The following is a 23331-nucleotide window of genomic DNA, read 5'->3' as shown; positions in this document are numbered from 1 at the left end:
TGTGCGATCGGCCGAGACCAAGCCGGTAGCCGCGTAGCGACGCTCGCCGACAAATAGCGCGATCAGAATGCCGCCACTTAGCGCGAGCGTTTACACTTGGGCCAACGAGCATGTCGCAAAATTCGTTTGCAAAACAGATTCCTTTATAGGCACATTTGCAACATGCTCATTGGCTATGCGCGTGTCTCAACTGACGATCAGGATTTGCGGGTGCAGCGCGCCGCACTGAAGGAGGCCGGCTGTCGCCGCACTTTTGAGGAGAAGGTTTCGGGCGCAAGGCGCAACCGGCCCGAGCTGGAACGCATGCTCGAACATCTCCGTGACGATGACGTAGTAGTAGTCACGCGGCTTGATCGGCTCGCACGATCAACCAGAGACCTGCTCGACATCGCTGAGCGCTTAAAGGAAGCTGGCGCGGGGTTGCGTTCGATGGCCGAGCCTTGGGCCGATACAACCTCCCCAGCGGGTCGCATGGTTTTGACCGTCTTTGCCGGCATTGCCGAGTTCGAGCGCGAGCTAATCTATCAGCGTACAAGCAGTGGGCGGGTTGCCGCCAGAGCGCGAGGCGTGCGCTTCGGCCGGCCGCCTAAACTTACTTCAGACCAAGTCGCTCTAGGCGAACGTCTGGTGGAGGAGGGCACATCCGTCCGAGAAGCAGCTAAGCTGCTCAAGTGCCACCACGCCACTCTCTACCGAGCGCTATCCACGCGCACGAGCCTTCCGATCAGCGATAGGTCCCGGATTTATGACACACATGGCGGTAAAACCGTGACCCGAAGCGAGACATCGCTAGGGGCGGCGCACCAACTTAACGAGGTGCAAGGGTGACGTTCCGGTACATTGGCTCAAAAGCGCGCCTAACTAGCCCCTTGAGTCGGGTTATCTCCTCGTATGACAACTGCGATCGCTTCGTGGATGCGTTTTGCGGGACCGGGGCGGTATCAGAGGTAGCTGGCCTGCTCGGACGCGATGTCTGGGCAAACGACACCATGGTCAGCGCTACCATCATGACGGCAGCTCGGCTTCTTTCACATGACCAAGTCAGCTTCAGCCGTCTTGACGGTTATGACGGTGCCATCAATCGATTGAACCAAACGCCGGCTCGGACTGGCTACTTTCACCGGACGTACAGCCCTGCCTCCGCGCTGCACGCTGGAACCGCGCGCAGGTATTTCACAGAGGAGAATGCTGCCCGAATTGATGCCATGCGGTCATTGATCTCTGACTGGCGTGAGGGTGGCGATATAAGCCCTGATGAGGAAAAGCTGCTACTCGCAGACCTAATTGCGGGCGTAAACAGATGCGCTAATATTGCCGGGACATACGGCTGCTTCCTATCCAAGTGGCAGAGCGCAGCACTGCGTCCCATAGTTCTGCAACCTCGATTGCTAAAGGACTTTGCGACGGAGCTTGATACTACCACGCACGATGTCGCTGATTTAGTAACGGCCGAAAACGATCTAGTGTATCTCGATCCACCTTACACTAAGCGCCAATACGCCTCATACTACCACATCATTGAAACCTTGGTGCTTGGCGATGAACCCCGCGTTGAAGGTGTGAGCGGCCTAAGGCCTTGGCAGCACAAAGCCTCGGCCTTCTGCTACAAGCGTCGTGCGCTTGATGCGCTTGTTTCACTTGTCGAAAACATCGGCTCACGTCACGTCATTCTGTCATACAGCGCAGAAGGCCACGTCGACTTACTAGAGCTGGAGGAGATGCTTTCCCGCAGTGGTAAAATAGTCACTACTCCGATTGAGGAGGTGGGCCGCTACCGGCCAAACCGTTCGGCGAGCGCCAATGGTGACACCGTCACAGAGTACATTCTTACATATGCACGACGCGGGGCGCGAAAGAGCTCCCCAATGCCTCGGAACGTGATTTTAGAAGGCGCGACCGCATGACCGGTCCTATCCCGCTCGAACATTCATTGTTAGGGCCAGCCGAACGCATTCTCGACGCCGCATGCATCAGGTCTAAGAAGCCAGATGCCGAGCGCAGGATGCAAGTTCTTGAAGCAGCGTCTGCGCGACTGGGAGGATATGATCTAAGGTCCTTCCATCGCACCTTTGGTATCGACACGCACGATTACAGTACTTTGGATGAGGTTGCGTCAAAACTTCTCAGTGCCATCCGCGACACAAACATTCATCCGTCTCTCGCCTTGTCGTCTCTAGCTAGAGAACGATTGAGCGTCCATGCTCAGCGCACTACTGGCGCGCACTATACCGACTTTCGTCTCGCAGGATTGATCGGCCGAAATATCGCTGTCGCTGGCTCGCCAAAACTTCCGTTAGTTGATCCAGCAAGCGGCACCGGCATCCTCCTAGTCGCGTCTGTCCTCGCACTTTGCAACCAGGACCGGCGAGCCGCGGCCAAGCGCCTTGCGGAAGGTGTAATCGCTGCCGACCAATCCTCCACTGCACTGCGAGGCGCCCGACTTTCGCTGGCGTCGCTCACCGGCGATCTCACTGTGATTAAATCGATGACAGCGCGCTGGCACGCCGGGGACAGCCTGATGCGCTCCGCACGGCAATGGAGAGAGAACATCGGGGCTGCGTCCGCGATGGTGGTCGGCAATCCTCCTTGGGAAAAGCTGAAGGTGCACAGGCACGAGGAAGAGCGTGCTACGGGATCGTCGCGTCACTACGGCGCGGTGCACGAAGGTGCGATCTCGATCGCGACGGAGCAGCGAAAGAAGGAAGTTAGGAACTACGCCCAAGCCGTCTCGGAGCGCTTCGGACTGGCGAGTGGTGAACAGGATCTGTTCGCAGCCTTCACACAACTTTTCCTAGAAATTTCTGGCCCCGGAGGCGCGATATCCGCCCTGCTTCCCGCCGGCCTTATCCGCTCTAAATCTACCACGGCTCTACGCAAACTCCTGTTGGATAGATTCGAGCGGATAGACATCGCTGTCTTCGATAACAGCGCCCGGTTTTTTGGTATCGACAGTCGCTTCAAGTTTCTCGCCGTGACCGGGGCAGGCACCGCAAAGCTAGCCGGGTCCCGAACAGCCCAACTCACTTTATCGCGCGGGCTCGGCTCGCGGGGCGCTGCAGAAAGTGGTGAGCCCGTTTCCATTCCGCTGTCGAGCCTTCGCCGCCTCCGCCCCGATCTGTCGATACCAGAAGTTAGCTCAAGCGCAGAATGGCGCTTGTTCGCTAGGATGAGCAAAGCCGGCCAGCGCTGGGCAGAAGCTGATGACACATGGGCGCCCGAGTTTTCGCGCGAAGTCGACATGACTAGGGAGCGACGTCTTTTCAAGACGAAGCCCACGCCCGGCGCTATACCGCTGGTAGAGGGACGAATGGTCCATCAGCACCGATTTGGTGCAAAGGTGTATCTTAGCGGCACTGGCAGACGTGCGATCTGGAGCAGCGCTCCGATCGGCAAAGCAACAATTAAGCCGCAGTTCTGGATCAAGGCTTCTGATGTTCCAGCCACGGCACGTCCGCGCCTGTCTCAAGTGCGGGCAGGCTTCTGCGACATCGCCGGCCAAACTAACGAGCGTTCGATGCTGGCCGCTGTTATTCCAGCTGGCGTCGCGTGCGGCAACAAAGTCCCTACGATCCTATTTCCAAATGCCCTTGGAGAGGACGCGCTGCACTTGTGGTGCGGCATGGTCAACAGCATAGCCTTTGACTGGCTCCTTCGGCGGGTGCTCACCACCACTGTCAACTACTTCCTACTCCAGAGTGTACCGCTCCCTCCAATCCTGCCAGACTCCCTGCCGGCGCGGCGTATCGTTGCGGCCGCCCGCCGTATTGCGCAGGCCGATGTAAGTAGGGGAGGAGATGCGGCCGCAACCATTGCGGCCGCCCGGCGTGACATCGACCTTATCTGCTTGCGCGCATATGGCATTAGGAGTGATGCCGATGTCATTCGTATCTTAGATGATTTTCCGAGCCTCGACCGCAGCCAGCCTGCCTTGCCGGGAGAGAAGCGTTCAACCATTACGCGCGACTTCATTCTTTCCGAGATTAGCGGATCGCAGCAGGACATCGCTCGGCAGCGTGTGCTCGCAGCCTCGACGCTTGGCGCTCGGGCCTATGTCCCGTCACAGGTCGATGCCGACGAGCCTACGACTTCTCAAGTCGCCCACGGTCTCTAATAAGATAGTTGAGGGGGGACAGCGTGTGACGGGAACGGGTCAGGTACAGCGCTTCGTTTATAAGGAGCTGAAGGCGGGGGATCTCAGGAAGTTTGAGGCAGCGTCCGCAGATAGCGGGACCGGTGGCGGCGCGCGCGATCAACGCTTTAGCCCTGGCGGAACGTTCGCGCCCGTGTTCTCAAAAATCTTCCCGAGCGCTACGCCCAGGCAACGAACCGAGTGGGGCGGTAAGAAAAAGGTCTCAAACGTCCATGCCGCAGACGTTTTCGTTCACATTGATGATACTGCCATCGACAGAGCAGCAACCGAACTTGAGGTAAGGTCTGTTGATGGCGAGGACTACGTTGTCATGAGAATGGAATACTGGCCGCCGACAAAAGCCAGACCTACTGAGGTTCGCCTCGGGCGCGTCGCTGCACTCAGGCTCACGCCGCCGACGAACGAAGGCCGGGTGTTCCTGTTGGTAATCCAGAGCGACGCCCAGGTCTCGCCGCGGCTTGCATTCATTACAGAACAGGCAATCCAGAATAATCTTTGGAACGCAGAGGTTACCGACTTCTTTCGACCTATCCTGGCCCAGCCACCGGGCACTAACGCCACGATGGGCTTCAAGGACTTCGAGGCCAAGACCTCGTTCGTGAAGTGATGGCTATCTCGAACGAAGCGCGCGCTGTCCTCCAGGCGCTCAAGGACAAACACAACGTACTTCTGTCAGGCCCACCTTCCTGCGGTAAGACACATTTGATGCAGGAGGTTGCGGAAGCCTTCCAGCAGGTGACGGCCGCACCGGCCCCGCCACCTAAACCCATTACGTCCAGCGGGCGCATCGCCATGCCGGCGCAGGTGCCGCTTGCGACCACAGCGGACGCGCACATGCCGAGCGGAGGTCGATCGAACCGCCACGTCGAACGCATCGCCTTCTCGGCAAACACTAAAGCCCGTGATTTCACGACGGCTTTCGTTCCCAGCACCGATGCCGGCGCCGGCGGTCCGTCCTTCAGCGTCGCGCATGGTTCACTCGTGAAGACAAACGCGTTTGCATTAGATGGTGGGGCGGCACTGCTGATCATCGACGAGATGAACCGCGGCCCTGCGGTGCAGCTGTTTGGCGACGCCGTAGTCTCTATCGAGAGCGATAAGCGGCTTGGCCCAGACGACAAGCCCACGGCGCAGAGCTGGCCCATGAAAGTGCTCGACGAGACCGGCGCTACCGTGGACCTCTACCTCTCGACCCACCTCTACATCCTCTCGGCGGTGAACCAGGCAGACAGCTCGATCGAACCGCTCGACGTAGCGTTCCTACGTCGCTTTGAGACAATCGCGATAATGCCGGACGCCGAGAAGGCCAGGAGCTTCGTCCAGGCTGTAGGCGCGGCCGCAACCCTCCCAGACGCGCCGACCATGGCGGGCGAGGTGACTGAGGCAGCAGTGCGGGCGTGGGCGGCAGTTAATGCCCGGATTTCGCTCGGGCGATCGGCCGACCACCAGCTCGGCCATGGCATCTTCGCCAGGGCCGAGCTGGCGACTGTTGACGAAGCGCTTACTCTAGCTGCTAGCTGGTGGAAGAAGGTGTACGTTCATGTCCGCGAAGTGTTCTATGGCGACCTCATCGGCACCGGCGTTGCGCTAAACGCGGGCGATGACCCCACCGGCTACCGGCTCGAGAACGCCGCCTACGGCAACGATGACCGCCTCACGCTGATCGAACCGACGATCAGCCCGGCCAGCATCTACGCTGTTCTCAGACGGATCGCGGGTGCCTAGCAGGCTCACCGTTGGAATCGTCGAGTACGGCGCACCGAGGGACATCCTCCCTGTCGTCGCCGGGGCACTACGCGAGACTGTTGCGCAAGCCGAGAAGCGCCTGCGAGCAACTGGCGAGCGCATCCAACGCTACCATGGATTGGCCTTCAACCCTATTGAGATCGTTGGCGATCGGGTGATGGCAAAAGGTGTGGCCGGCATCGTGGCGCTCGCACCCGGAGTGGAACTCGAAATACGCCCAAAATACGCGGGTGAAGGTGACGATTGGCGAGCGGACCTCCTGTTTCTCGCCCTGTTTGCTGCCCATGGGCGCATCGATCCGATCCGCACCATTGCTTCCGACAAGTCTACCCCGAACAGCCTCGCCGATTTAATCGCAAGGACGCTACTGAATGAGCTCCGGCGCAATCACAGGACCCCCCTCAAGGCGCGTCGGCGGGTCACAACCGAAACCTTCGAGCCGCTTGGAGAGATTGATCCCGACACTCTTCTAAACCCAGGGGAGGAGGGCTGGCGGCAGACTTTCTACGCAATGAGCCGCGACAACGAGTACTGGGCGACCATACATGCCGGTGCACATGCGCTGCTGGGTCATGTCCGCGATGTCCAGGTAGCCGTTATGCTCAGAGATGCGGTAGGACGCTGGGGCTCCCCCGCCGTTCGACCGAGCCGGATCAGACGCATCCTACCGCCCCGTCTCTCCGCTTGGCAAAGAGCCTACGATCTCGCGCTCGAACTGCTGAAAAATGCAGGGTTCGCTCCAGGTTCCGGCGCCTTTGCTACCTTTGAATTCACCCTCGACACATGGCGAACCTGGGAAGCGCTCGTCGAGCGCTCACTCGTGATGCGCCTCGGCGCAAATCGCGTCCAGCTCCAAAAAGATTTCCAGCTTGGCATAATACACCGGGCAGGACGGGCAACTTCAAGCCTCGTTAGACCAGACGCGCTCGTGGACGTGGACGGCCCCATCGTTTTCGACGCGAAGTACAAAGGCAACGAAGAACGCGGACGCAATACGGTGTCGGCTGCCGACCGGTACGAAGTGATTGCATTCATGCACGCGACGGGTAGCTCCAAGGCAATCCTCGCCTACCCCAGCCTGAATGCCGCCGATGTCGGCGAGGAAGCGAAGGTGTTCCAACGTGAACAGCTGCCAACTGGCAGCCTTCTCGCGATAACAACTGGAGTGTCCGGTATTGCACGACCAGGCGGTCTAGCAGCGTTTTCATCCACATTAGCCGCCGCAACACAAGAATGCACAAACGCTGGGATCTAGAAGCAAGCTACCATGCTGATGTACAGGTCAAAGCCGAATGGTTGACACCGCGTCCTGCCTCAAGGTGGATGACTACCGGCCGGAAGCGGCTTGGGTAAATCGATCAAAAGCATCTTCTTCATCGGACTCCTGCTCCCAGGAGGTCCTGCTGTCCTCAGCGTCATCAAACACCAAAAGAGATATCGTCATTTCATAGCGATCGGCGAAGATCGCCATCTCTCGTACGTCACTGACGCCACCCCATACGCTCCGATCAAGCATGGTCCCCCGATCCGGATCGGGAAGAATCAACATGGGCCGCGTCGCCAATGATCCTGCCGGCAGTTCCATCCCGCTCGGATAGTATAGCCGTCGCTTCTTCGCCGACGTGCTGCGCCAGCACCACAGCACGAAACCGTTGGTTGCCACGACGAGGACGGCGCACTTGGGTGTGAAGTCCAGCCACTTGATCGCCGCTGCGGTCATCGAGACGCCGTAGCGATCGGCGCATTGCCGCAGCAGCTCCAGCGTCATGTCGTCGCGGCCAACCTGATCCCGATAATCGTTCATCGGCATTAACAGGTATGACGCGAAGGCATCTGCCTCCTGTTCGATGCGACGCCGCTCTGCATCGCGATCAACACCCAGAATCTGCTTCTCCCCGCATTCAAACCCGCCGGGGCTGATCTGGCGATGGACAAAATAATGCCCCAGCTCATGGGCCAAGGTAAAGTTGATGCGTCCCGCCGACACAATGTTAGGGTTATAGAGGATCGCCCATTTTCCGCTTTTGGGTAACGGCGCCAGCGCACCCTCGAAATGGTCTACTGGTGCCTCCTTGATCGTCTTGATCGGATCGGCAAATTTGCGCTGCGTATAGTCGAGTGCGATGGTTCTCACATCAACCGGGAAACGTGGCCCCCATAGCTGGCTCAGCAGATTGGCCCATGCTCTCGGTTGTGTGGGATCGGGCATCACTCGTCGTCCAGAACGTCCAGGATACGTTTGAGCTTTTCTTTCACGTCGGGATTGGCTCCCTGATACTTGCGATAGAACGCCTCATCATGTTCGTCAGCGGTGGGCTGAGTTCGCTCCTCGTCAGCTAGGTACTCGGGGGTCACCCCCAGCACGGCCGCAATACGATTCAGCTTATCGGCCGAGGGACGCGCGACCGGCTTGTTCTCTATCTCCCACATGTAGCTCTTGCTGCTGCCGGTAGCCTGGGCGAGCTGATCAAGGGTCAGCTTCTTCTCCTGCCGTAGCTCCCGAACCTTCCGACCGAGAGTCGATGACATGGTTTCTCCGTGAAAATTCGTTCGTTCGGTGATAGCCTCATTTTTCCTACTTGAACAGCGAACTCGTAGTAGCCATATTGCTTGTACCGGTAGTCCGAACTGGATGCCGGACATCATGGTTCAAGGAGTTTGAAGAATGGCAGGTAGCAAGGGCGGCGGTGGTCATTACCGCAGCGCAATCAGCGGTCGGTTCGTGACCTCGGCTCACGGCAAGGCCAGCCCCCGTACGACGGTGCGGGAATCCAACTCGGGCGGCAGCTCCGGCGGTCACTATCGGAGCGCGATCAGCGGCCGCTACGTCACCACCGCACATGGCAAGGCCAGCCCCCACACCACCGTCCGCGAGAGCTGACAAAAGGAGGGGACCATCATGGCCAAGCGCTATGTGAACAAGACCGGCAAGGACAGGGACGGTGATATCACCAAGCTCTGCAATGCCGGGCAGAGCTGGTCGCCCCGCTTCAAGGCGGACGCTATTCGGGATATCGAGAACGGCGATCACCAGTATTACGTCTCATGGACCGATGGTCAGGAGACGCCCATCACGGTCGTTAACGGCCCCAGCGGCAAGTACCTCCGCACCCGCCGCGACGGCTCGACCAAGAACAACCTCGACGATCTGCTCGATTGCTGAGGAAGGGGCGGAAGGGGTGCTAGCCCCCTAACGCTTCGTCCTCTCGTCTGCCTCAACATCGATGGTGCAACGCACCGCCTCGCGCGCTTTGTCTGCACGCTTCCGGCACGCCTCCAGCGCCTCACGATTGGCGGCAACGATCCGGTCGCCCGCCGCCAGTGCAGTGAACGCACCAGGCGAGGCGCTCTGCATCATGCGCTGCCCGCCTTCCCACATCGGCATGTCGAGCGTGTGCGCCGCCATCTTCTCGGGCCATTGCCAGCTCGCCGGCACGGCGCGTGCCACAATCCCGGCGAACGTCGCCCAAAGCACCATGCCGAGCACCACCCCGCCGGTCGCCGTCCACATCACCCATCGGTTCTGCTCGTCGCGGCGCCGCGCCGATGCGACGACGCCCTGAAGCATCCGGGTCGCGTCCTTCAGCTCAGCAGCGGCGGTCGCGATCGTCCGCCGGTCCTCGGCGCTGGCGTCCGCGCCCGCCGCCACGATCCGGTCAACGATATGGCGCGGGGTCGCTCCCTCCTTGGCTGCGACCACCAGAGCGTCCGCGCGCTGGAAGGTGGCGTTGATCGTCTGCAACAGGCCCGCCAGCGTCTCGCTATAGTCGGGCTGCTCGGGAAGTTCGACGCGCTCGATCGCCATCCGCTCCACGGCACGGCGCAGCAGCGCCAGCTCGCCCTCCACCCGCGCGAAGGCTTCCTGGGCTGTCTCGGGTTCGTGCTCGTCCTCGCTCATCCTGTCTCCCTCACGCACCCGAAAGCGCGAAACCTATCGGCTCAATCCCCGGTCGCGCTCGCGGTCCGGCCCCAGCGATTTCGCCAGCGCGTCGCCGATCGCGCGGTCCTTCTCCAGTTTCAGCGCCAGCTCGGGCGCGCGACGGCGCAGCGCGGATTCCAGCTGCGGATCGCGCCCGATCGCGCCGGCGACCTTCGCCATGTTGCCGCGCATCCGCTCCGCGCCGGCGCGGTCGCCCGCCCGCTCAAGGGTGGCACGATCGCGCTGCATCGCCTGCCAAGCTTCCACGAAGCGGCCCGCGCGCGCCTCCGGGTCGAGCCGCACGCGCTGCTCCTCGGCCATCGCGCGCGCCGCCCCGCCGGTGTTGCCGCCGGCGGCCTGCTCGATGAGCTTCGGGTCACGCCGGAGCGCGGAAGCGAGGTCGCGCGCGGCATGGGGGCGGCCTGCGTCCAGCGCCTCGCCGGCCTTGCGCAATGCGCTCTCCTGGTGGGGCAGCACGGGCAGGCCCTTGGCGCGCATCCGGCCTATATCGGCCGTGGCGCGCGCATAGCGTTCGATCGCTTTGTCCTGGCCCGGCTTGTCGCCGATCATAGGCTCCCGTTTGGGCGCGGACGCCTTCTCGGCTGCCGGCTTGGGCCGGAAGCCGTCGAACATGCCCTTGGCCTTGTCGCGCACTTTGGCGGCGATCTCCCGCGCGAGTTCCGGGAACCGGATCTCGCGCCGCTCGGCGAACGCGCGTGCCCGGTCATTGTCGGACGGCGCGGTATAGTCGCTGGCCATGTCCTTGGCGCGGTCACGCGACAGGACGCGGGCGAGCTGGCGCTGGTCTGTGAAGTCGTCGCGGCCATAGTGGAGCTGCACGCCCTCACGGTGCCGGGACAAGGCGACATAGGCCCCGTGCCGGTCCATCCCCGGCGTCGCCAGCACATGCGCGCGATCGACGGTCACACCCTGCGATTTATGGATGGTCGCCGCATAGCCGTGATCGACAGCGGCATAGTCCTTGAGGTCGAACGCGACACGGCTGCCGCCATCGAGCCGCACCGCCATGCGTCCCTCGCTGACTTGCTCCAGCGTGCCCAGCGTGCCGTTCTTCACGCCAAGCGAACGCTCGTTGCGCAGGAACATGATCCGGTCGCCGGACGCGAAGTCGCGCCGGCCGCGATCGACCGTGGTGCCCACGTCCTCGCCCAGCCCGCCCGATGCGCGCACCCGCTCGCGCGCTTCCTGGTTCAGCTCCCGCACCTCGGCATTGGTATGGGTGAGGATGATCCGGCTCTGCTCCGGCGCAGCCTGGCGCTGGCGGTCCCAGCCATCGACCAGCGCGGCGCGCGCAGCTTCTCTGGTTTCCGCCGCATTAACCATGCCGTGATCGGCATAGGCGTGCAGCGCCTCGGCCGTGCGGCCCGTGGCGAGCGCACGCGTCGCGTCCTTCTGCCAGTTGTCGCGCTGCCGGCGAACCTCGGTGATCTCGGCCGCGCCGTGGCGCTCGCTGATCGACCGGAACGCCGCGCCGGCTTCGATCGCCTGCAACTGCTCGGGATCGCCCACTAGCACCACCTTCGCGCCGGCGTCACGGGCATGGGACAGCACCCGCTCCATCTGGCGGGTGCCGATCATGCCCGCTTCGTCCACCACCAGCACGTCATTGCGGGTCAGCTGGTCACGCCCCTGCGCCCACGCATGTTCAAGGCTGGCGATGGTGCGGGACTGGATGCCCGATCCGCCCTCAAGGTTCTCGGCCGCGATCCCGGACAAGGCCGCGCCGCGCACCTGATAGCCCTCGCGCTCCCACGCCTCGCGCGCGACGCCCAGCATCGCCGACTTGCCGGTGCCGGCATAGCCGATGACCGACGCCAGCCCTCGGCCCTCCGTGATATGGTCGAAGGCGTCGCGCTGCTCGCCCGACAGCACCAGGCCGCGCCCTTCCGCCGTCTCCAGCGCTCCGGTGCGATGGGACACGGACACGCCATGCCCGGCGCCACGCGCCAGCTCGTCACCGGCGCGCTCAAGCTTCGCTTCGGTAGCGATCATCTCGCGGGAGGTGAACCGCTCCTGGTCGCGCCCGTCCTTGCCCAATGCCACCAGCTCGGGACTGGCGCGCACCGCCGCCATCACCTGGTCGAACTGCTCCTTGCCGTCCGAATGACGGAAGGCGAACGCGGCAAGATCGCGGATGGTGAAGGTCGCCTGTTGCCGCGTGATGCCGTCGAGCGCAATGCGCGGGTCGGCCGCGATCTTCTCGCCATTCTCCCGCGCGATCCGCCGGTGATCGTCGGCGCGCTCGGCATCCTCGCCGCGGTCGAGCCGCCGCATTCCCGCTGGCCCAATCTTGTGCTGCGGCTCCAGCGCGATGCCCTGGTCTTCATAGGAGCGATGGTCGATCCGGCCCTCAAGCCCCAGCTCGGCCATGCGCTCGTTGACATGCGCGCTCCATGCCTCGCGCCAGTCCTTCAACAGCTCGGTGCTGTTCCAGTCACGGTTCTTCTTCCCGAACCCCTCCGGCCCTACGTCGCGCATCGTCATCATCACATGCGCGTGCGGCTTGGGCGTGCCGTCCTTCGCCTTGTCCCAATGCACGTTCAGGTCCGCGACCATGCCGCGATCGACAAACTGCTTCTTCACGAAATCGCGCGCGAGCTGCACGCCCTGCTTCTCGTTCATCTCGCGCGGAATCGAGAACTCCACCTCGCGGGCAAGCTGCGCGTCCTTGCGCTTCTCGCCGGCCTCCACCTCGTTCCACAAGGTCGAGCGATCGTTTAAACGCTCCGGCGCGCCCTCCGGCAACATCACTTCCGAGTGAATGACACCCGCCTTGTTGCTGAAATCGTGGTTACGCCCAAGCCGATCATCGTGCAGCTCGGACGCGGAACGATAGGCCGCGCTCGCAACGGCGCTCGATCCGTTCGCGCGGCTCACAACCTTGGCGGAGAAATGGTAGATCGCCATGACGCTACGCACACTGCCTTACTTAGCGCACGTCGGCAACGACGTATAAGCGCGCACTCATCATTCGCTTCGCTCCCGCTGATTGACTGCGGTGCGTTTTCATTATGGGTTGCCTGCCTGCTCCTGTTTGCTAGGCTGCGGTGAACCAGACGCGGAAGGAGAGAGCACCATGCGCAAGGTGCGCGACTATGACGCGGAACTGAAAGCGCTGGAGAGCCGCGCCAAGGCGATCAAGGCGCGTCGCATCGAACAGCTCGGCCAGCTCGTCACCGCAACCGGGGCCGATGCGCTCGACATGGAAATGCTCGCCGGCGCGCTGCTCGATGCCGTTGCGTCGAAGGATGCGGAAGCGAAGGAGGCTTGGCGCGCGAAGGGCTCCACTTTCTTTCAACGGCGCGGGCGCAAAGCTGGGCGGACTGCTGGCGGCAACGGCGACAGCGCAGGTACGCAACCGGGCGCTGATCCAGCGTCTGGAAGCGGCACGGCGTCGGACTGATACGCGGGGCTGGGTCTTGGCTCGGCGCGAACGCACCCGCCACCTGATCGAGCTGGGCGGCCTCGTCCAGAAGGCTGGCCTGGTCGATCTCGCCGACGACGATCGCGCAACGATTTACGGCGCGCTGCTGGAGCTGGTCGGCCGCGCTCGCGGCGAGGCCGGCGACTCGCTTGCGCTCTGGAAGCGGCGCGGCAAACGCGCGTTCGATGCGGAAAACAATGTGGAGGAGCTGTCTTGAGGAAGACTCTATGGGCCTTGCCGCTCTGCGTCATCATCGCCGGTTGCGGTCGAGGCCCTGCCGATCCGCAAGGCCTCGAAACCGGTGAGACTTTGTTGACGGTAACAGGCACCGGACGCACCGAAGCCGCGCCCGACCAGGCGCTGTTCACCGCCGGCCTGTCGAGCGTGGCGGCTGATGCGAAAAGCGCCAGCGCGAAGAATGCGGAAGCCATGAGCCGGATCACGGCCGCCCTTGCCCGGCTGAACGTGCCCGCGCGCGATATCCAGACGCGCAGCCTGTCGGTCAATCGCTTGGACTATGGCCCCAACAAGGGCCGCTTCGAGGCGAGCAATACCCTCACCGTGCGGATGCGTGACACGGCGCGGGTCGGTGAGGCGATCGCCGCCGTCACCGATGCCGGCGCGAACATCGTGTCTGGCCCCGACCTCTCCGTTACCGATCCCGAGAAGGCGAACCTGAGCGGCTATGATGCTGCCTACAAGTCTGCCCGCGCCAAGGCCGAGGCTTATGCCAAGGCCGCTGGCCTGCGCATCGACCGAGTGCTCGCGATCCACGATGGCGGCCAGGGCGGCTACATGCCGCAAATGGGGGCAATGGATGCCCGCATGGTCGCGCCGCCGCCCGTGTCTGTGCAGGCGGAACAGGCGTCGGCTACTGTAATGGCGGGGACCAATGCCGGAATGGTGACGGTGCGCGTGAACTTCGCGCTGGCCCTCAAATGAACACCTAGCCACCATACCGCGAGAAAGGATGAAGCCGTGACGCCCCTCCTCGACCTCGATGCGATCCGCCGGGAGGTTCGCGCGCTGGAGTTTGAGCGCGGCACGCCGGCTGATGTGGCGGAATGGCGCGAAGCCGATGCCGAATCCCGCGCCAACCTCGCGATCGAGGGCATGACGCTGAGCGGGGATGACGAGGCGCTGTTCGACATGCTGCGCGACGAGGCGGTGCCCCCTCCCCTCGCCACGCAAATCATCCTCAAGCTGCTCGGGCATCCCGACGCCGATCCGGCGCTTGCGATTACGCCGCTGGAACAGGCCTGCTGATGGCTGGTCCACTCATCGGCGGGCGTCGGCCGATCAGCTGGCGGCTCGCAATCGTCGTTGCGTTCATCGCGGCCTATGCGACCGCGCGATGGCTGGAAGGCATCTTCGGCGTCGGGCAGATTTCCGGCACTGTTTCGTTCCTGGTCCTGGTCGGCCTGATCGGCGCGACCTGGTGGATCAACAGCCGCGTCGGCAAGCGCAGGAACGAGCTACTCGGGTCGGCGCGCTTTGGCGACCGCGCCGACGTGCGCAAGCTGGAGGCGAATGGAGATCTCCTGATCGGCCGCGCCAAGGAATCCGGCAAGCTGCTCCGCTATGATGGCGCGGCGCACCTGCTGACGATCGCCCCAACCCGGTCGGGCAAGGGGGTGGGCACGATCATCCCCAACCTGCTGCTGCTCGACCGCTCGGTGGTCTGCATCGACCCCAAGGGCGAGAATGCCCGCGTCACGGCCCGTGGGAGGGCCAGGAAGGGCCTTGTGTGGTGCCTGGACCCCTTCGGCGTCTCCGGGCGTCCTGCGGGCCGCTACAACCCCCTGGCGCAGCTCGACCCGGCAAGCCCGGACCTCGCGGAAGATGCGCAGACGATCGCCGACGCCCTGGTCCACGACGCGCCGGGGCAATCGGGCGAGGCGCACTGGAACGAGGAGGCGAAGGCGCTGATCGCCGGCGTGATCCTGCACACCGTCGTCCACGAGCCCCCTGCCCGCGTCACGCTCGCCACGGTGCGCGATAAGCTCACCCGCGAGCCCGCCGGCTTCGCCGCGTTGCTGGCGGACATGCAGGCTAGCAATGGTGCGCATGGCCTGATCGCACGCGCCGCCAATCGCCAGCTCGGCAAATCCGATCGGGAAGCGGCCGGCGTGCTGTCCTCGGCGCAGCGCCACACCCACTTTCTCGACAGCCCGCGCCTGGTCGAAAGCACGTCCGCGTCCGATTTCCGCTTCGCGGACCTGAAGGAGCGGCCCGGCACCGTGTTCCTGTGCCTCCCGCCCGACCGGCTTGATACCTATGCCCGATGGCTGCGGCTGCTGGTAGCTCAGGCCGTCACCGACATGGCGCGCTCCCCTGCCCGGCCGGAACGCCCCGTGCTGTTCCTGCTCGATGAGTTCGCCGCGCTTGGCCGACTGGAGCCGGTGGAGCGAGCGATGGGGCTGATGGCGGGTTACGGCCTCCAGCTCTGGCCGATCCTCCAGGACATGCACCAGCTCCGCGCGCTCTACGGCGAGCGCGCCGGCACCTTCCTGTCCAATGCCGGCGTGATCCAGACCTTCGGGGTCAACGATCACGCCACCGCCGACATGCTCTCGCGCACGATCGGCGACACGACGCTGGAATATGCGACCCTCAGCACGTCACGCGGCACTGGCTGGGGCGATAATCGCGCCGGCCCTTCGGAAAGCGTCAGCACGCATGTCACGGCGCGGCGGCTCGTCACACCTGATGAAATCATGCGAATGCCCACCGACACGCTCCTGTTGCTGCGCCAGGGTGAACGCCCACTCTGGGCCGGCAAGGTCCGCTACTATGACCAGCGCGAGTTCGCCGGCCTGTTCGATCCGGCATGATCGCACACACCGGTCCTTGAAGATCGAAAGTGAGCTTTGGGGTAGCGCCTCATCGCCCTCTCTGCCGGCGAAACGTTGAAGGCACACACCGCCAGTTTCGCTTGGCTTCTTCCGGAAGCCTTGCGGCCGTTAGGCCGCTCTGGTGACGGCGATAGCCGTCACGGATCGAAGGCGCATTGGCCGTAGGCCAATTCCGCTTGCCCTTCTCAGGTTGACGGCTTTGGGTGAGCCCTGTCGTTAAGAGATTCTGTTAAATAGGAATCGTTAAACAAGTTAAGCCGCTCAAAAAGCGGAATCTTGCTTTGTTTATCAACTGCTTGCCAGCCGGCCCGGTGGGTGAAACCCCGTGATTCGGTGTGTGATACCCCGATAGTGCGGTGGGTGATACCCCGACGCCAAGGTGGGTGAAACCCCGAGACTCTGGAGCCGAAAAGGGGCCTCCGGTGCCAGTTATCCACAGCCTGGCTGGTGGCTCCGGCATCGCCCGAAGCATGTCAGGGTTCAGGCAGCATCGCTGGCCGGTGTGTGAAACCCCGATAGTTGGGCTTGCGGTGTGTGAAACCCCGATAGTCAGCGGCGGCCGGCAAGCCGGTCCATCTGTGCATCGACTTCCTCGGCCCGCTTGCGCTCGGCGTCGAAACGGGCGCGCCGCTCCTCCTCGGCGCGCATTCTCTCGGCGAGTGCCAGTGCCTCGGCCTCGCCGCGGAGCCTGAACAACACGGCCGGGCTTTTGTCCGTCGTCTCGGTCAGCTCCATCGCATAGTCGGGGAGCTGGTCGGCCTCGATCACCCGCCGAAGCATCCGGTTGAACTCCTTGGGCTGGGCATCGCTGCCGGTTTTGTCGCGAAGCACCTCTACCCGGCAAGTCCACCCACCGCGCTGCGTGCCGGCGTGCTTTCGCGCGATACGATAGAGCGCCCGCTCCAACCCTCCGGAGAGTAGGAAATAGTCGGGGTGCATGGTGAGCAGCGACTTCTCGTTGACGATGCCCTCATAGACCCAATCCGAGAGGGTCAGCGTCATGCCGCGCGGCTGCTCCGTTTCGGCGTCGGTGTCGAAGGTCCAGCTGTCGAGCCAGTTGAAGCCAGCCTTCTGCCGGCGCTTCGTCGCGCGGATCGAAGTTGTGATCGAAGTCGTCTGGAGCCGGAGGAGCGCAGCTTGCAGCTCCTGATAGTCCCTGCCCCCTGTGCTGCGCTTGATCGCCCGCAGTAGGTCGTAGGGCGTGGTTGTCAGCGTGCGGGGCAGATCGTTCAGCCCCTGCTGCTTCATGCGGTTGAGCGTGGACGCGGCCCATATCAGGATATCGGCGTCCCAGATCGTGGCCATGCCGTAGTCGGGAATGGCCTGCACGCGCACCCAGGCCTCGCCATCCGGGCTGCGATACTCGATCGGCTTCAGCCGCTTGCGCTTCTGGAGCGAGAAGAACGGGCGCTCCATGACCTCCCGCTGGTCCTTGAGCGGAAGATCGCCGAGCGCCGGAATGAACAGGTCGAACTCGGGATTGGGATCACGCCGCTTGCTCACGGCGCGAACCTGGTGTGTCCCCGCTGGACCAGATACTGGCGCAGCAACCGCTCGGTGATGACGGTAAGGGGCTCCCCGCCCTCCTCGACGCTGAGCTGGCGCAGTGTGCGGTGCATGTCTTCGGGAATGTGGATCAGCACCGGCTTCTTGCCAGGATGGCTGCTGCGCCGGGCAGGTACTGCCGGGGCCGACGTGTCCGCCGCACGCCGCGACCGACGCGGGACGGCAGGCTGCGGCGCGGGAGTTGCATCGGCAACGGGAGCCGGTGCCGGTGCCGGTGCCTCGGGCTCGTCATCGAAGATGCCGGCGAGCGCGGAAGTTTTCTTCGCCATCATCCAACCTCGCTTACTTGCTTAGTCGTAAAGCCGCTTAGTCGCTTAGCCTCATCATAGGCGGCGCGCAACTCGGTCGCCGCCTTGCTGTCCGGGTCCGTCTCGGCCGCCGTTCTGCCGAGCGGCGTGGCCTTGTAGAAATCCTTGCGGAAGTGGAGGCGGCTGTCGAACATCGTCACGCCCTTCGCCGCGAAACCGGCATGGGCCTCCTGCCCCTCCCCGCCCTGATGCGGAACCTGCGTCAGTATAACAGCGAACGGCGTGCCTGCCTGCTGCACCTGCTTGACGGTCTGCAACACCGAATGAACGTCCAGCCCTCGCGGCGCGACAGGGATGATGACGAAATCCGCCTGCTCGGCTGCGAGCATGGCAATGTCCTTGGAGTTCGCCGGCGTGTCGATGATGATGAGGTCGACCTTGCCGCTGCTGCGCCCGCGCGAGACGTGGAGCGGCAGACCGGCAACGCTGCTGTCCTTCACCATCACGTCGTCCTCGTCGCGGCGTTCGGACCAGTAGAGCGCCGATCCCTGGCGATCGTCGGCATCGAGGATAACGACCGACGCCCCCTCCCGCGCCGCCTCGACGGCGAATCCGGTTGAGAGGGTGGTTTTGGATTGCCCGCCCTTTTGCGCGATGACGGCCCATACTTGCATAGCTGCTGCTCCTACTAAGCGGCTAAGCGGCTTATGGAGCTTAGCCGCTTAGTCGTAAAGGGCATTAGTCGCTTAGTCACGTCCGTCCTCAGTTTCGTCGCCGATCAGATCGTGGCGCATCGGGCCATGCCCCCTCAATCGGGCACAAAGGTGCGCCCACTGTCTCCAGCCATTTGCGCGCGGTCCTGACGGTATAGCCGCACGTCGAGCACTCGCATTTCAGCATCCGCGCCGCCTGCTTCCTGGGCCGAGTGGTCGCGCTGCCTGTATCGAGTCTGGCATGGGGGAGGAGGTGACCGACCGCAGCCAAGATCGCCGCTTCACGCGAGAACGGCCGCAAGAGCGGGTAGCCTCGGAAACCGCTGGCTGCTGGAGCCTAAAAGGGCGAAAAGCAGTTTGTCGCTTAACAGCTTATTCGCTTAGTCAATGTCGCAAATATTCTGACTTCCCAGCGTCGCCGCTTCTGCGACAACGCTGGGGCGAGAAGGAACAGCCTTAGTCATCAACAACCGTCAGCTCAGCGCAATGGCACCGATTGCCGCCCCAATCGCCAGCACAACCGGCGTGGCGAGCTTGCTCTTCCACCGGTACATAATCGCCAGCGAGACCGCGAAGATGAGCGCGCTTACGATCAGGTTCGGCGTGCGTGCGCCCGTGGTTCGGGCAAGATCAACAACGGTGACCACAATCAGGCCGACGACGCCGGCCGCCACGCCCGCCAGGAAGAGTTGCAATCGCTTATGTTCGACCACCGCTTCCAGTCGATCGTAGAGCAGGAGCGAGAACGCGAAGGCGGGCAAAAACATGCCAGCGGTCATGGCAAGCGCGCCAGCAAGGCCGCCGCTGATCCAACCCACGAAGGTAGCGAAGATCACGAGGGGGGCTGGCAGGATGCCCGACAGACCCAAGCCATCAAGGAACTGCGCGTCGGTCATCCATCCCCGGCCGACCGTATCGTTGCGGATGAACGGGATGGCGGTGTAGGCTCCGCCGAAGGTCAGGAGTCCACCCTTCAATCCCGCCCAGAACAGCGCGGCGATGGCAGGCGCTGGTTCCTTGGTGCCCGTCATTATTTCGGCACCCCCGGGACTTCCTGCCCAGGTCAGAGCCGCCAGGCCAACGGCAAGCGCGACCACGACCGCGGCGAGCGCGTAGCGCCCGGTTGATCCGAGCGCGTAGGCCGCGCCGGCCGCCGGAAGCACGATCCAGAAGCTGACGCCGGCGAGCGAGGCGGCCGCCGCCGCAATCGCTGCGGCCCAAAGCCACGGGTCGAACAAGATGTGCTCACCGATGCGATGGACCGCGCGGACAATGACAGCGATCACCGCTGCTTGGATGCCCAAGAATGCGGCTCCGAGGAGCGTTCCTTGAATCGGGAGCCGCGTGTACGCCCAGGCAAGCGCGAGCATGAGCACGAGGCCGGGCAACATAAAGCCGAGCCCTGCCAGAAGGCCGCCCAGTCGCCCCTTGGCGCGGATGCCGAGATGGACGCAGAGTTCATGCGCCTCCGGCCCGGGAAGCACCTGCATAACTGCGAGCAGCTTGTTGAATCGGTCGCTGGGTATCCAGCGTTCCTCGTCCACCAGCTCGCGCCGGATCATTGCGATCTGCGCTACGGGGCCGCCGAACGCCATCATGCCGAAGCGCAAGAAGCGCAAGAATAGCGCGGGATAACTTAGCTCTGGCGGCTGGGCTTCATCCAGAGCCGCGCTCGCCGGGGCAGGATGTTCGATGCTCGACATGTTCTGCTCCCCTTATGCGCCGCGTCGCTTGGTGAAATGTGCGTAGAAGCCATCGAGCGCGCCCGACCCTTGGGCAATGCGCTCGTTGTCGCCGTCGGTGCTCGCGCAGATGCCATTGATGAGCGCGGCGATGCCGGCGGTCTCCGGCCTACCGAACTTGTCGTCGGCGATGTCGAGGTCGTGGATGATCTCGGCAAGTGCAACGAGCGCCTGATCGCCGTCGAGCCCCGTCCGATATGTCAGCGTTTCGAAGGTGCAGTGGTCGCCTTCGTGCGTGAACTCCGCGTCCGCCATGTCGAAGCGAAGCTCGCCGGGCTCGGGCTGGTAGTCCTTGCCGTCCACGAACTTGAAGCTGGGGCTCGGGTCGATGAACCGGCGGATAAGCCAGGCCGAGGCGATGCGATCGACATGCACGTGCCGGCGCGTGACCCAAGTGCGGCCTTTCAGCTCCGCCGGCGTCAGCTCCGGCGCTCCCGGCCCGCTCACGTCCGGGTGGCGGCCGGCGCGCCCCTCCGCTTGGGCTATCGCGGCGTCCGCCGCCTGCCGTCCATGCGCGCCGAAGAAGTCGACCGCTGCGATCTCGTCCAGGCGTTTACGCAGGCGGCGGACGTCGGCGGACGACACGTATTCCGCCTCGGCGATCATACGCGCTTCGCGCGCCAACTCCTCGTAATCCGCGTCGCGGGCCGCGTCGAACACGGCGCGAAGCTCCGCATCAACCATCCCCTCAACTAGCCGGGCTTTCAGGATCAACGCCTCGCCACCCCCTGCGGTGATCTCCGCTCTGAGTTCCTCGAAGAGCGCGCGGGTGTCGTCGCGAGCAGGGAGCGCGTGAACGGCATTCTTGAGGGGAGCGGCTCCCATTGCTTGCAAGCGCCGCCAGACCCGCACGCGCAGATAGGCGGGCTTGGCCGGGAGCTGTGGGATCAGGAGCAGCCAGTCACGGGGCTCGGGCGAAGAAGCATCAGCCATGAAGCAACTGTAACATAGCGACGCAACGAACGTACACTTGTATCGTTTGCTTGGGTGGATTAAAAGTTGGGGTGAGGAGACCGCAATGCGAGCTGTTGGATCAGGTGCTGCCGCCATGCTGGCGTGCCTGGCGTGCCCAGCGGCCTCGTCTGCCGCGGCCCAACCTCGCTATGAGACGGTTACGCAGTTCTATCGGACGTGTGTCGACGAGACGAAAAGGAAGGTGAACGGTCGGTGCGAAGCGTATCTCGCTGGTGCCGCCGAGACGCTTTCCGCTTTCGGCAACGGCGGCAGCGAAGCCGGAATCTGCGGCCGGGGCGTCCGATCGGGCGAGTTGAGCCGTATCTTCCCGGCGTGGGCGGTAGAGAACCGTCACGCAGCCAACCTGCCCCGGTTGGCGGGTGTGACGATGGCGCTACGCCAGCGCTTCCCATGCCGACAAACCAATTGAGATCGAGGAGAGAAGCATTGCGTCACTTGTTGCTCCCGCTGGCGATCGCGCTCGCCGCACCGGCCGCCGCCCAGACAAACCCGCAAGCGACACCGCCCGAGGCGCACGGCGACAGGTGGGCGCTCGTGGACAAGAGCCTCGGCCGAGCGGGAACGACGCAGCCCGACGGCGTTCGCCGGTATGGGTTCCCGCGCAGCGATCTTAACGTCCAGCTCGACGGTGTGGCAATCAAGCCGGCGCTTGCCCTCGGCTCCTGGGCGGCGTTCCACCCCATGGGCAATGACGTGATGGTCATGGGTGACCTCGTGCTGACGCATGAGGAGGTAAATCCGGTCATGAGCCGGTTGCTGGCATCCGGCTTCACGATCACCGCGCTCCACAACCATCTGCTTCGTTCCGCGCCCGCGACCATGTACATGCACATCGGCGGCCATGGTGACCCCGTGAAGCTTGCGGCCGCCCTCCGTGAAGCGCTCGCCGCCAGCCGGACACCGATGACGGCACCATCCAGGGATTCGCAACCGCCGTCCGCCGGCGCGGGGTCGTCGCAGCCAATCGCCCTCGACACCGCCGCGCTTGACCGGCTGATGGATGGCAAGGGTAAGCCCAACGGTGGGGTCTATCAGTTCAGCTTTCCCCGCGCGGAGAAGCTGAGCGACGGCGGCATGCCCGCGCCAGCGTCCATGGGCACCGCAACCGCGATCAACTTCCAGCCGACCGGCTCGGGCCGGGCGGCGATCACCGGTGACTTCGTGCTCACCGCCGCCGAGGTCGATCCCGTGCTCCGCGCACTACGCGCGGGGGGCATCGAGGTCACCGCGCTTCACAATCACATGCTGGATGACCAGCCCCGGCTCTTCTTCATGCACTTTTGGGCGAATGACGACGCCCAGAAGCTCGCACGCGGGCTCCGTGCAGCACTGGATAAAACCAATGTGCAACGGAGCTGACCTATGACACGAAACTGGTGGACGGCGCTGTTCGCCGCAGCCGCGCTGGCGCCTACAGGCGCGCTCGCTCAAGACGAAACGCCGAGCGATATGCAGGGTCTGGCGCTGCTCACGAGCTGCCGGGCAGGCGAGTCGGGCTGCGGAGCTTACCTTCAGGGCATCGTTGACATGATGATCGCCCAGCAGAGTGTCTGTAATCCGCCTCGTTATAACCGTCACCGGTTGCGGACCGCCTATGTGCGCTGGGCGGAAGTCAACACGTACTTCCATGACAAGCACATGATGGCGGGCGCGGAGCGCGCGATGAGTGAGACCTGGCCGTGTCCGTCGAACTCACCACGATGACGATACCTAGTGTCACAACCGGTCATTTTTCTGAACAGCCGTGCTCGACCGAGTCAACGGTGGCTTTCAGGCGCCCATCAGCGCGAGCGGAACGACAGAGAATGGATCGCAGCGGCCACGGCTTGTCGCGGAAGTCCTGAGTTTTGCGACATAGAACACGGTCACGCTCTTGGGTGTAAACGCTCGCGCTAAATGGCGGCGTTCTGATCGCGCTATTTGTCAGTTGCCGGGTCCGATGACGAGGCAATCGCGCGCGGCCTGAACGATG

The 23331-nt window shown here is 63.5% G+C and carries 24 protein-coding genes and 2 pseudogenes; 16 read left to right on the top strand and 10 right to left on the bottom strand.

Translation table 11 applies throughout. The features are described from left to right. Positions 1–162 precede the first annotated feature (162 nt). The 6 genes and pseudogenes from GGR45_RS18720 to GGR45_RS19955 all read left to right on the top strand — a co-directional run. A pseudogene (locus GGR45_RS18720) lies at positions 163–720 on the top strand (recombinase family protein); the annotation flags it as partial. A gap of 104 nt (positions 721–824) precedes the next feature. Further along, on the top strand, positions 825–1904 hold the full coding sequence (locus tag GGR45_RS18715; RefSeq protein ID WP_024021619.1) for a DNA adenine methylase: 1080 nt from the start codon (positions 825–827) through the stop codon (positions 1902–1904). Further along, on the top strand, positions 1901–4111 hold the full coding sequence (locus GGR45_RS18710) for a type II restriction endonuclease (RefSeq protein WP_024021620.1): 2211 nt from the start codon (positions 1901–1903) through the stop codon (positions 4109–4111). Before GGR45_RS18715 ends, GGR45_RS18710 begins: the two co-directional genes overlap by 4 nt. Before the next feature lie 25 nt (positions 4112–4136). Beyond that, a complete protein-coding gene (locus GGR45_RS18705; protein WP_031310204.1) occupies positions 4137–4757 on the top strand; it encodes a hypothetical protein in 621 nt (206 codons plus the stop codon). A gap of 98 nt (positions 4758–4855) precedes the next feature. After that, complete coding sequence (locus GGR45_RS18700) at positions 4856–5875, top strand: 5-methylcytosine-specific restriction endonuclease subunit McrB (protein ID WP_148564656.1); 1020 nt, start codon at positions 4856–4858, stop codon at positions 5873–5875. Then, complete coding sequence (locus GGR45_RS19955; RefSeq protein ID WP_024021623.1) at positions 5868–7151, top strand: 5-methylcytosine restriction system specificity protein McrC; 1284 nt, start codon at positions 5868–5870, stop codon at positions 7149–7151. The genes GGR45_RS18700 and GGR45_RS19955 overlap by 8 nt, the downstream gene beginning before the upstream one ends. 72 nt (positions 7152–7223) lie before the next feature. On the opposite strand, the gene GGR45_RS18690 is transcribed toward GGR45_RS19955, so the two are convergent. Both GGR45_RS18690 and GGR45_RS18685 read right to left on the bottom strand, forming a co-directional pair. After that, complete coding sequence (locus GGR45_RS18690; RefSeq protein WP_024021624.1) at positions 7224–8105, bottom strand: ImmA/IrrE family metallo-endopeptidase; 882 nt, start codon at positions 8103–8105, stop codon at positions 7224–7226. Next, entirely contained in the window at positions 8105–8425 is a 321-nt protein-coding gene (locus tag GGR45_RS18685) for a helix-turn-helix domain-containing protein (protein ID WP_024021625.1), read from the bottom strand. The genes GGR45_RS18690 and GGR45_RS18685 overlap by 1 nt, the downstream gene beginning before the upstream one ends. A 136-nt stretch (positions 8426–8561) precedes the next feature. On the opposite strand from GGR45_RS18685, the gene GGR45_RS18680 reads away from it, so the two are divergent. After that, positions 8562–8777: a hypothetical protein gene (locus GGR45_RS18680; protein WP_024021626.1), complete on the top strand. Its 216-nt coding sequence runs from the start codon at positions 8562–8564 to the stop codon at positions 8775–8777. 18 nt (positions 8778–8795) lie between these two features. Then, positions 8796–9059: a DUF3892 domain-containing protein gene (locus GGR45_RS18675; RefSeq protein ID WP_024021627.1), complete on the top strand. Its 264-nt coding sequence runs from the start codon at positions 8796–8798 to the stop codon at positions 9057–9059. Between the two features lie 27 nt (positions 9060–9086). On the opposite strand, the gene GGR45_RS18670 is transcribed toward GGR45_RS18675, so the two are convergent. Beyond that, positions 9087–9794: a DUF6118 family protein gene (locus tag GGR45_RS18670; protein WP_024021628.1), complete on the bottom strand. Its 708-nt coding sequence runs from the start codon at positions 9792–9794 to the stop codon at positions 9087–9089. A 33-nt stretch (positions 9795–9827) separates the two neighbouring features. Next, positions 9828–12743, bottom strand: coding sequence for a Ti-type conjugative transfer relaxase TraA (gene traA, locus GGR45_RS18665; RefSeq protein WP_048578474.1), 2916 nt, complete (start codon positions 12741–12743; stop codon positions 9828–9830). A gap of 169 nt (positions 12744–12912) precedes the next feature. Between traA and GGR45_RS18660 the strand changes: the two genes are divergently transcribed. Genes GGR45_RS18660 through GGR45_RS18640 form a run of 5 tightly spaced genes read left to right on the top strand, consistent with a single transcriptional unit; the run spans position 12913 to position 16094 of the window. Beyond that, positions 12913–13239, top strand: coding sequence for a conjugal transfer protein TraD (locus GGR45_RS18660; protein ID WP_024021605.1), 327 nt, complete (start codon positions 12913–12915; stop codon positions 13237–13239). A 16-nt stretch (positions 13240–13255) separates the two neighbouring features. Then, positions 13256–13477, top strand: a complete 222-nt coding sequence (locus GGR45_RS18655; protein WP_024021606.1) for a conjugal transfer protein TraD — start codon at positions 13256–13258, stop codon at positions 13475–13477. After that, on the top strand, positions 13474–14202 hold the full coding sequence (locus GGR45_RS18650; RefSeq protein ID WP_031310198.1) for an SIMPL domain-containing protein: 729 nt from the start codon (positions 13474–13476) through the stop codon (positions 14200–14202). The genes GGR45_RS18655 and GGR45_RS18650 overlap by 4 nt, the downstream gene beginning before the upstream one ends. 36 nt (positions 14203–14238) lie before the next feature. Further along, positions 14239–14526, top strand: coding sequence for a hypothetical protein (locus GGR45_RS18645; protein ID WP_024021608.1), 288 nt, complete (start codon positions 14239–14241; stop codon positions 14524–14526). Then, on the top strand, positions 14526–16094 hold the full coding sequence (locus tag GGR45_RS18640) for a type IV secretory system conjugative DNA transfer family protein (protein ID WP_048578473.1): 1569 nt from the start codon (positions 14526–14528) through the stop codon (positions 16092–16094). Before GGR45_RS18645 ends, GGR45_RS18640 begins: the two co-directional genes overlap by 1 nt. Positions 16095–16664: 570 nt before the next feature. Here GGR45_RS18640 and GGR45_RS18635 read toward each other — a convergent pair. The 6 genes and pseudogenes from GGR45_RS18635 to GGR45_RS18615 form a co-directional block, all read right to left on the bottom strand. Beyond that, the gene (locus tag GGR45_RS18635) at positions 16665–17618 is read right to left on the bottom strand and encodes a replication initiator protein A (RefSeq protein ID WP_024021610.1); all 954 of its coding nucleotides are present in this window, start codon (positions 17616–17618) and stop codon (positions 16665–16667) included. Next, a complete protein-coding gene (locus GGR45_RS18630) occupies positions 17615–17950 on the bottom strand; it encodes a hypothetical protein (RefSeq protein ID WP_031310199.1) in 336 nt (111 codons plus the stop codon). The genes GGR45_RS18635 and GGR45_RS18630 overlap by 4 nt, the downstream gene beginning before the upstream one ends. Continuing rightward, complete coding sequence (locus tag GGR45_RS18625) at positions 17950–18603, bottom strand: ParA family protein (protein WP_024021612.1); 654 nt, start codon at positions 18601–18603, stop codon at positions 17950–17952. Before GGR45_RS18625 ends, GGR45_RS18630 begins: the two co-directional genes overlap by 1 nt. 72 nt (positions 18604–18675) lie before the next feature. Beyond that, positions 18676–18922 (bottom strand): annotated as a pseudogene (locus GGR45_RS19755) (transcription elongation protein SprT); the annotation flags it as partial. A gap of 193 nt (positions 18923–19115) precedes the next feature. Continuing rightward, positions 19116–20345, bottom strand: coding sequence for a chromate efflux transporter (chrA, locus tag GGR45_RS18620; RefSeq protein WP_024021613.1), 1230 nt, complete (start codon positions 20343–20345; stop codon positions 19116–19118). A gap of 12 nt (positions 20346–20357) precedes the next feature. Next, positions 20358–21317, bottom strand: a complete 960-nt coding sequence (locus tag GGR45_RS18615; protein WP_024021614.1) for a chromate resistance protein ChrB domain-containing protein — start codon at positions 21315–21317, stop codon at positions 20358–20360. An 85-nt stretch (positions 21318–21402) separates the two neighbouring features. On the opposite strand from GGR45_RS18615, the gene GGR45_RS20070 reads away from it, so the two are divergent. Genes GGR45_RS20070 through GGR45_RS18605 form a run of 3 tightly spaced genes read left to right on the top strand, consistent with a single transcriptional unit; the run spans position 21403 to position 23063 of the window. Next, on the top strand, positions 21403–21768 hold the full coding sequence (locus tag GGR45_RS20070) for a Rap1a/Tai family immunity protein (protein WP_148564657.1): 366 nt from the start codon (positions 21403–21405) through the stop codon (positions 21766–21768). Positions 21769–21785: 17 nt separating this feature from the next. Next, the gene (locus GGR45_RS18610) at positions 21786–22718 is read left to right on the top strand and encodes a DUF1259 domain-containing protein (protein ID WP_037531219.1); all 933 of its coding nucleotides are present in this window, start codon (positions 21786–21788) and stop codon (positions 22716–22718) included. Between the two features lie 3 nt (positions 22719–22721). Continuing rightward, entirely contained in the window at positions 22722–23063 is a 342-nt protein-coding gene (locus GGR45_RS18605; protein WP_024021617.1) for a Rap1a/Tai family immunity protein, read from the top strand. Positions 23064–23331: the final 268 nt, after the last annotated feature.

Origin of the sequence: Sphingomonas zeae (genome assembly GCF_014197135.1) — a bacterium.
GTDB classification, from domain to species: domain Bacteria; phylum Pseudomonadota; class Alphaproteobacteria; order Sphingomonadales; family Sphingomonadaceae; genus Sphingomonas; species Sphingomonas zeae.
Note: the sequence above shows the minus strand (reverse complement) of the source record. Positions and strands in the feature narration are given on the sequence as shown.